The following is an 8,589-nucleotide window of genomic DNA, read 5'->3' on the forward strand; positions in this document are numbered from 1 at the left end:
TGCCCTTGGGAGGGGAACAATCATGCAAATCAAGATGCGTTTCGTCGCGCAAAGCTCTGTGCTGGCCGTTGCATTGGCCTGCGCCCAATCGGCCTATGCCCAACAAGCGGCAGCCGATTTCAAGCCTGACGCCGAAATCATCGTCACCGGTTCCAGCATCAAGGGCGTTGCGCCGGTCGGCTCGAACCTGGTCACCGTCACCCGCACCGATCTGGAATCGACCGGCGCGCAAACCGTTCAGCAGGTTCTGAAAACCGTCCCCTCGGTCGTGGGCCTGCAAAGCGCGGGTCAGGGCGCCTTTGGTTCGGCCGACGGATCGGGCACCAACGCACCCACCATCCACGGCCTTGGCGCTTCGGCCTCGAACTCGACGCTGGTGCTGATCAACGGTCACCGCCTGCCCACCAGCGGCATCAACCACGTGCTGGCCGACCCCAACATTCTGGCCCCGATGGCGCTGGAACGCGTCGAGGTTCTGGCCGATGGCGCGTCCTCGGTTTACGGTTCGGACGCGGTGGCGGGCGTGATCAACTTTATCACGCGCAAGAAAATCAATGGCTTTGAAGCGAATGTGCAAAAGGGTTTTGCCAGCGGCTACAACTCGCTCAACGCCGGTCTGCTCTGGGGCCAGACCTATGACACGGGCAGCGTCATGCTCTCGTACAACTATTCCGACCGCTCGAACCTTGCTTCAAAATCGCGCTCCTATGCCAGCAGCGCCGACCTGCGCAGCCGTGGCGGCACCAATTTCACCCCCACCCGCTGCAATGACGTGACCACGGCCACGGGCTGCGATCCGGTAAAGGCCTGGGATCTGCTGCCTTCGGAAAAGCGGCATAATGTCTATGCCCAAATCACCAAGGAAGTGGGCGAAAAGCTCCACCTCTATGCCGACTTCATCTATTCCAGCCGCCGAAACGTCCAGAATGTGACGCGCGGCAGCGCCAGCGGCACCGTCTACGGCACCGGCTATACCGGCGTTCTGCCCGCGGGCCGTTCGATCAACCCGTTCTACAGCGGCAGCACGATGACCGCGAACTGGAACGCCGACGGCATGTTCGGCCCCGGCGCATCGATCACCGGCACGGCCGAAGACATCTCATTCCGCGCCGATGCCATCTATGATCTGTCCCCCAAGTGGCAGGTCAATCTGGGCGGTGTTTATGGCATCGACACATCGACCCAGGTCAACGTGGGGCAACTCAACGCATCGGTGTTCAACCTTGCGCTAAACGGCTTTACTTCGGCGGCCATCAATGGCGTGTCGCAATCGGTGTCGCAGGCGCTGACCACCGCCAATGCCATCGACCTGTGGGGCAATGGCACATCGGCCGCGACCAAGACGGCCTTGGTTGACAACCGCCAGTTCCAATATGCCCGCCAATTGCTGCGCAATGCCTATCTGAAGGTCTCGGGCGACCTGTTCGATCTGCCCGCCGGCCCTGCCAAGATCGCCGTCGGCGGCGAATTGATGGGCTATGAAATGGATCAATACAACATCCGCGCGAACAATTTGGGCATTGCCAGCCAATCTTCGCAGGCCTTCAACACGCGTTATATCCGCAATGTCCAATCGGCCTATGCCGAACTCTATGTCCCGCTGATCAAGGACAGTTTCATCAAACTGCTCGATCTCAACATTTCGGGCCGTTTCGACCATTACAGCGATTTTGGCAGCACGACCAACCCCAAGCTGGCGATGAACTTTGAACCCGTTCGCGGCATCAAATTCCGCGCCAACTGGGCCAAGAGCTTTGTGGCGCCCGCGTTGACCTCGATCGGTTCGAACGGCACGGGTCTGACGGGCGAGTCGGGCTATTCGGGCATCATTCCCACCGGCATTCCGGGCGGTTCGCCCACCATTTCGATTGCCAACTTCCCGGCGATCACCTCGGTTCCGGGCGTAATCTGCTCGGCCACGGCCTGCACGCTGGGGGCCAGCACCAATGGCGTGCTGGTGACGGGCGGCAATGCCAAGCTGCAACCGCAAAAGGGGACGGCATGGAGCATCGGCGTCGATCTGACCCCGGTTCAGGTTCCCGGTTTGCGTGTCAGCGTGACCTATTGGAACAACCAATTGCGCGGCGGCATCACCGCGCCCCAGGCGCCGCTGGCGCTGGGTTCGGCGGACCTGTCCTATTTGCTGCAACTTTATCCCGCCGGCGCCACCGCGGCCCAGATCGCAGCTCTGGGGGCCGGTCTGCCGCAAACGGGCGTCATCAACAACCCGGTCTATTTCAGCTATAACTTCCAACAGCAAAACGTCCTGAACCTGAATGTCGCTGGTCTGGACGTTGCGGCCAATTATCGCTTTGACACGCCGGTGGGCCGTTTCAATCTGGGCGCATCCTTTACCCGCAAGCTGAAGTTCGAGCAGTATTTCGGCAATAATGGCGCCAAGTTCAGCGTGCTGGGCACGTCGGGCTTCAACACCACCTTCCCCAGCGTAAAGATGGAAGGGCGCGCCAATATTGGTTACGACAAGGGGCCGCTTAACGCCGACATCTTCATCAACTATCTGGGCAGCTACAAGTTCTGGGGCTCGTCGGTGGTCAATCCGCTGGTCCGCACCAATGGCGTGCCCACCGGCGGCGGTGACAGCGTAAAGGCCTTCACCACGGTTGACCTGCACCTTGCCTATACGTTCAAGGATCTGGGCGTGGCCAAGGAAGCCCAGTTCTATGTGGACGTCAGCAACCTGCTGGATCAGGCGCCCCCCTTCGTCAACGCTTATGCCGTCAATGGCGCGGTGGGTTATGACGGTTTGAACGCCAACCCGCTGGGCCGTGTCGTCAACATCGGTCTGCGGACCAAATTCTGATCCTCCCCTGCCCCGTCCCGGACCTGTGTCCGGGGCGGGTCTTTTTTGAATAGGAAATACAATGACAGACCCCGTCGCCGCCCTTTCTCCTTCCGCCATGGTCGGCATTGGCAAGGGGCGGGTTCTGGCGGGTTTGCTGGGCCGCGGCATTTTGGAAAGCCGCACGCCGTGGATGCAGGAATGCGAGGCACAGGCGCAGGGCCTGCATATGGTCTATTCACTGCTGGATTTTTCCGATCGCGGTTGGGGCGATGATGAATTGGGCGATGCGCTGGATGCTGTGCAGCGGGTCGGCTTTGCCGGGGTCAATGTGACATTTCCCTTCAAACAGGCGATTGTCCCGCTGCTCGATGAACTCTCGCCCCAGGCCGCCGCGATTGGTGCGGTCAATACGGTGGCGTTTCGCGATGGGCGGCGGATTGGTTACAACACCGATGTCACCGGCTTTGCCCATGCCTTTGGCGACAGAATGGCGGGCGAGAAGCTGGACCGCGTTTTGCAACTGGGCTGCGGCGGGGCGGGTTCGGCGACGGCCCATGCGCTGCTCTCGTTGAATGGCGTGGCGCATCTGGTGCTGACCGACACCGATCCGGCGCGGGCCGAGGCGCTGCGCGCTCAATTATGCGCCGCCTATGGCGAGGGGCGCGCCAGTGTGGCCCCCGATGCGATGATCGCCGCCCCCGATGTAGACGGCATCGTCAACGCCACCCCCATCGGCATGGCCAAATTTCCCGGCATGCCGATCGTGGCGGAGGCTTTACAGCCCCACCACTGGGTTTCCGAAATCATCTATTTCCCGCTCGAAACGGAATTGCTCAAAACAGCAAAAGCCCTCGGGTGCCGCACCATGACCGGGCGGGGCATGGCGGTGGGTCAGGCGGTCGATGCATTCCGGATCTTCACCGGCCTGACCCCCGACCGGCAGAGGATGTGGGAGAGTTTCTCGAAATTTGAGCAGAGCGCGGAATAAGAGGAGCGGACGATGGGCTTCAAAACTTCGATCGCCACCGTCTCGATCAGCGGGGCTCTTTCCGACAAGCTGCGGGCGATTGCCGAGGCGGGCTATGGCGGGGCCGAGATTTTCGAGAACGACCTGCTTTCCGCACCCGAAAGCGCGCGGGAAATCGGCGCGCTGATGCGCGAACTCGACCTGGCCTGCACCATGTTCCAACCTTTCCGCGATCTGGAGGGCCTGCCCGATGATCTGCGCGCCCGCGCGTTCGAGCGGATGAAGCGCAAGTTTGATGTGATGGAGCAATTGGGCACCGATCTGGTGCTGCTCTGTTCCAATTGTTCGCCCCACGCGATGGATGACCGGGGGCGTATGCTCGACGATCTCCACGAACTGGGCGAGATGGCCGCCGCCCATGGCAAGCGCGTGGGCTATGAGGCGCTGGCGTGGGGGCGCCATGTGGCTGATCACCGCGACAGTTGGGCGCTGGTTCGCGATGTGGATCACCCGGCCATCGGTCTTGTGCTGGACGGGTTCCATTCGCTGGCCCGCCGCATCCCTTCGGCCAGTATTGGCGACATTCGCCCCGAAAAACTGTTCATTGTTCAGGTGGCCGACGCGCCGATGCTGGACATGGATTATCTCAATTGGTCACGCCATTTCCGCTGTATGCCGGGTCAGGGCGATTTCCCCCTTGCCGAATGGGCCGCCGCGATTGCGCGCACCGGCTATGACGGCTGGTGGAGCCTTGAGATCTTCAACGACCGTTTCCGCGCAGGGTCTGCGCATCAGGTGGCGCGTGATGGGCATCGGTCCCTGCGCCTGCTGGAGGATCAGGCGGCGCGTTTGCTCAAACGCCCCTCGCCCATGCCGCCGCGCATCGCGCCGCGCGGCGTAGAATTCATCGAATTTGCCGCCAGCCACGAGGAAGCCGAGGATTTTGGCCGCGTGTTCCGCGCTTTGGGCTTTGCCCCGGTGGGCCAGCATCGGTCCAAAGAGGTGACCCGCTGGGCGCAGGGCGACATCAACCTTATTGTCAATTCCGAACCCGAAGGACTGGCGCACAGCTTTGACATGGTCCACGGCGGATCGGTCTGCGCCATCGGCCTTGCCGTACCCGACCAACAGGCCGCGCTGGACCGGGCGCAGGCATTGGACATTCCCCGATTTGCCCAGCCAGTCGGACCGGATGAATGGGAAATCCCGTCCCTGCGCGGCGTGGGGGGCAGCCTGCTCTATCTGGTCGATGCTGATACGCGCGCGGCCATGTGGGCCGATGAATTCCCCCGCGCATTGGAACCGGCCCCTACCCGACCTCTCCTCTCGCGCGTCGATCATATTGCCCAAACGATGCAATATGAGGAAATGCTCAGCTGGCTGCTCTATTACCACGCGCTGCTGGATGTGAAAAAGACGCCCCAGCTTGAGATCGCCGATCCGATGGGGCTGGTCTATTCACAGGCGGTCGAGACGGCTGATGGCGCACTGCGCTTCACGCTCAACGGCTCGATAGCGGTGCAATCGCTCTCTTCGCGCTTTATTCAGGCCTATTTCGGCGCGGGCGTTCAGCATATCGCCTTTGCCACTGATGATGTGTTTGCCGCCGCACAGGCCGCCGCCGATGCGGGTCTGCCGATGCTGGATATCGGCCCCAATTATTACGAGGATCTGGAGGCGAAATATGCCCTCGATCCTGAATTGCTGGCGCGGATGGAGCGATTGAACATCCTCTATGACCGCGATGGCCAAGGGGAAAATGCATCGGAATATTTCCAGTTCTACACCCGCGCTGTGGCCAAGCGGGTGTTTTTTGAAGTGGTCGAGCGGCGTGGTTACGACGGCTATGGCGCCGTCAACGCCCCGATCCGATTGAACGCACAGGCCAAATACCGCGACCCGCTCGTCTGAAGCGGGCGCGGCCTTCCCCCCAAAGAGGAGAGAGACATGAAGGGCACCAGATTGACCGCGAGCATGATGGCGATGGCATTGGGCGCGGGGGCGCTGAACGCCGCCGACAAGTCGATGCAGCCCATCGCGTCCGACCCGGTGGAAACCAGCAGCGGCCGCGTGGCAGGCACCGCGCTGGCATCGGGGGTAAAGGCATATCTGGGCGTGCCCTTTGCCGCGCCGCCCACCGGCGACCTGCGCTGGGCCCCGCCCCAGCCCGCCCACTGGACCGGCATATTCAACGCCGACCGCAAAGGGCCGGCCTGCATTCAAGTGCTGCGCCCGCATGACATCAACCACTATTTCGGCGAGGAAGCGACCGGCGAGGACTGCCTGACGCTCAACCTGTGGACCAATGCCAAGGCGGGTGAAAAGCGCCCCGTGGTGGTGTTCCTCTATGGCGGCGGCTTTACCATCGGTTCGTCCGGCATGGCCAATTATGACGGCGAGGCCATGGCCAAGGCGGGCGCAGTCTTCGTCAATTTCAACTATCGCGTGGGGGCCTTGGGTTTCCTCGCCCATCCCGAATTGACCAAGGAGCAAGGCGGCGCTTCGGGCAATTACGGGTTGATGGACCAGACATTGGCGCTGAAATGGGTGCATGACAATATCGCCAAATTCGGCGGCGACCCGGACAAGGTCGTCATCATGGGCCAGTCGGCGGGCGCCGGATCGGTGGCGGCGCAGGTGCTGGCGCCTGCGGCACGCGGGCTGTTCCGTGCGGCGGTGATGTCGTCGGGTTGCAACCTGCGGGGCGTTAAACCCACGCTGGGCGACGCGGAAAAGATCGGCATCGCGTTTCAGGAAAAGCTCGGCGCCAAAAGCCTGAGCGACATGCGCGCCATGGCGGCGGACCGTATTTTGGCCACACAGTCGGAATCGCAACTGGGCCTGTCGGTGTCGGGCGTACGGATCAACGGGCCGATCGTCGATGGCCGCGTCCTGCCGCAACAGGCCGCCGATGCGGTGGCCGCCGGCAATTTCGCCAAGGTGCCGATGGTCGCCTCCTTTAACGAAGATGATCTGGCGTTCGGCTATGACGCCATCACTGGCGCCAAGAGTGTTGCCGAATATCAGGCGGGCGCGGAAAAGCTGTTTGGCGCCGATGCCCCCGCTTTCCTAAAACTCTATCCGGCCAAAACCGACGCCGATGTTCGCGCCGCCGCCCGCCGCGCGGCGCAGGACGCCAATCTGGCCGCCTCGGCGCGGGCCTGCGCGGTCGATACTGCGGCACAGGGCGTGAATGTGTTCATCGACGAATATACCCGCCGCCATCCCTATATCCCCGGCGTCAAACTGGCCGATCAGGATACCGCAACCGTAGGTGCCTATCACACCGCCGACATCCCCTATTGGTTCGGCACACAGGACGCCTATAATTCCATCCGCCCCACGCGCAATTGGACCGAATGGGACCGCACCCTGTCGAAACAGATGATGGAGGCGTTGATGGCGCTGGCCAATACCGGTTCGCCCGATACGCCCGCCATGCCGTGGAAGCCGTGGAGCGTGAAGAATGACACTTTGTTGTGGTTTGGCGACAAGGTGGAGACGGTCAAACTCAATGTCGCTGGACAGACATGGCTGGCCGCGCATAAGCCCGCCGCCTCGGCCCAGCCGCCCCGCCTGTCGCGGCCCCGCGATTAGAGCATAAGGACATGATGGCGATGCGGATTTTGAAAATTGACCACGTCAACATCCGCACGCCACTGTTCGAGGAAACCCTGCGCTTTTACGAGGAATGTCTGGGCATGGTGCGCGGTCCGGCGGGTTCGGTCCATGGGCGGCCGCAAAACCTGTGGCTCTATGCCGATGGCGTGCCGTTGATCCATGTAAATGGGCCGACGGGTGATGAAGTCGTGGCCGATATAGGCGTCAAAAGCCGCCTCGATCATGTCGCGCTGGCCTGTGCGGGTCTTGGGCAATGGCGGGCGCATTTGACGGCGAAAGGCGTCCCATTCCGCGAGGCGCAATTACAAGGGCGCGATGTTACCCAAATCAACATCTACGACCCGAATGGGGTGAAGATTGAACTGCAATTCCATGAAGTTTAGATATTTCTTCGTCCGGCGATGCCCCCGGAAATAATCGCCGCCAACACCGTTTGACGCATGGAAATTCGGGCGCTGCTCCAAAACAGCGCCCGAACTTTATCGAACAATGTAAAAATCGATGACGACATGATCGGGCATGCGGATGCCCCGCGCCACAAAGGCCGAGCGCGCCAGCCATTCCTGCGACCCCGCCTTTACGTCGAAGCGCGGCGTGGTGCGGAAATAATAGGCCGACGGATCAACCTTCTCGCCCTTGGCCAGCTTTTCGGTGACTTCGGGACTGGCCACGCGCACGCCGGGGTTGGTGATCTCGATCACCGTGCCATCGGCGCTTTTCAGGAAATAGCGCGCCTCGACCTTGGTCAAACCGCCGGGCATGATTGTCTGCCAATCGCCTCCGCCGGGCAAGACCGTGCCCTTCAGCATGGGGCCATCGATCGTCCCGCCGGTGATCGCGATAAAGCGTTTGCGCCCGCCTGCCACCTCACCCTGTTCGACCGGAGCGGCCAGCGTGATGCGTGCGGTAAAGGCATAGTCGAGCGTGGGCGCAGGCGCGGCTGGTGCCTGCGCCCACGCGGGCGAAGCGGCGAGCACAAGGCCCGCCGCGATCAGACCCTTGCCCATCAGATGGGGAAATGCCCGGGCTGTGTTTCCACCGTGATCCAGCGCGTTTCGGTGAAGCTGTCGATGCCCTGACGGCCGCCGAAGCGGCCATAGCCTGATGCGCCGACGCCGCCGAAGGGCATCTGGGCCTCGTCATGGACGGTCGGGCCGTTGACGTGGCAAATGCCCGACTTGATCTGCTTGGCAAGGGT

7 protein-coding genes are annotated in these 8,589 nt (G+C 62.0%); 5 read left to right on the plus strand and 2 right to left on the minus strand.

Annotated features, from left to right (window positions below; genetic code table 11):
• Nucleotides 1-22: 22 nt before the first annotated feature.
• The 5 genes from ACZ9HU_RS20335 (at nucleotide 23) to ACZ9HU_RS20355 (ending at nucleotide 7,774) form a co-directional block, all read left to right on the plus strand.
• Nucleotides 23-2,821 carry a TonB-dependent receptor domain-containing protein gene (locus ACZ9HU_RS20335; RefSeq protein ID WP_476107698.1) on the plus strand — a complete coding sequence of 933 codons (2,799 nt, stop codon included), beginning with the start codon at nucleotides 23-25 and terminating at the stop codon, nucleotides 2,819-2,821.
• 61 nt (nucleotides 2,822-2,882) lie between these two features.
• Nucleotides 2,883-3,791: a shikimate dehydrogenase gene (locus ACZ9HU_RS20340; protein WP_476107699.1), complete on the plus strand. Its 909-nt coding sequence runs from the start codon at nucleotides 2,883-2,885 to the stop codon at nucleotides 3,789-3,791.
• Nucleotides 3,792-3,803: 12 nt separating this feature from the next.
• Nucleotides 3,804-5,681 (plus strand): bifunctional sugar phosphate isomerase/epimerase/4-hydroxyphenylpyruvate dioxygenase family protein, encoded by a 1,878-nt coding sequence (locus ACZ9HU_RS20345; RefSeq protein ID WP_476107700.1) that lies wholly within the window; start codon nucleotides 3,804-3,806, stop codon nucleotides 5,679-5,681.
• Between the two features lie 36 nt (nucleotides 5,682-5,717).
• Nucleotides 5,718-7,367 carry a carboxylesterase/lipase family protein gene (locus ACZ9HU_RS20350; RefSeq protein ID WP_476107702.1) on the plus strand — a complete coding sequence of 550 codons (1,650 nt, stop codon included), beginning with the start codon at nucleotides 5,718-5,720 and terminating at the stop codon, nucleotides 7,365-7,367.
• A gap of 20 nt (nucleotides 7,368-7,387) precedes the next feature.
• Complete coding sequence (locus ACZ9HU_RS20355) at nucleotides 7,388-7,774, plus strand: VOC family protein (RefSeq protein WP_476107703.1); 387 nt, start codon at nucleotides 7,388-7,390, stop codon at nucleotides 7,772-7,774.
• A 96-nt stretch (nucleotides 7,775-7,870) separates the two neighbouring features.
• On the opposite strand, the gene ACZ9HU_RS20360 is transcribed toward ACZ9HU_RS20355, so the two are convergent.
• Together ACZ9HU_RS20360 and ACZ9HU_RS20365 are read right to left on the minus strand one after the other, a co-directional pair.
• Nucleotides 7,871-8,398 (minus strand): DUF3237 domain-containing protein, encoded by a 528-nt coding sequence (locus ACZ9HU_RS20360; RefSeq protein WP_476107704.1) that lies wholly within the window; start codon nucleotides 8,396-8,398, stop codon nucleotides 7,871-7,873.
• Nucleotides 8,398-8,589: aldehyde dehydrogenase family protein (locus ACZ9HU_RS20365; RefSeq protein WP_476107705.1), on the minus strand; the 192-nt coding region annotated here is incomplete at its 5' end. The genes ACZ9HU_RS20360 and ACZ9HU_RS20365, both read right to left, overlap by 1 nt.

The sequence above is a fragment of the Novosphingobium sp. Sphag1I genome, assembly GCF_056279125.1.

Coding starts and splice junctions, on each gene's coding strand:
- ACZ9HU_RS20335 (WP_476107698.1), top strand. CDS start 23: ATGCAAATCAAGATGCGTTTCGTCGCGCAAAGCTCTGTGCTGGCCGTT.
- ACZ9HU_RS20340 (WP_476107699.1), top strand. CDS start 2,883: ATGACAGACCCCGTCGCCGCCCTTTCTCCTTCCGCCATGGTCGGCATT.
- ACZ9HU_RS20345 (WP_476107700.1), top strand. CDS start 3,804: ATGGGCTTCAAAACTTCGATCGCCACCGTCTCGATCAGCGGGGCTCTT.
- ACZ9HU_RS20350 (WP_476107702.1), top strand. CDS start 5,718: ATGAAGGGCACCAGATTGACCGCGAGCATGATGGCGATGGCATTGGGC.
- ACZ9HU_RS20355 (WP_476107703.1), top strand. CDS start 7,388: ATGCGGATTTTGAAAATTGACCACGTCAACATCCGCACGCCACTGTTC.
- ACZ9HU_RS20360 (WP_476107704.1), bottom strand. CDS start 8,398: ATGGGCAAGGGTCTGATCGCGGCGGGCCTTGTGCTCGCCGCTTCGCCC.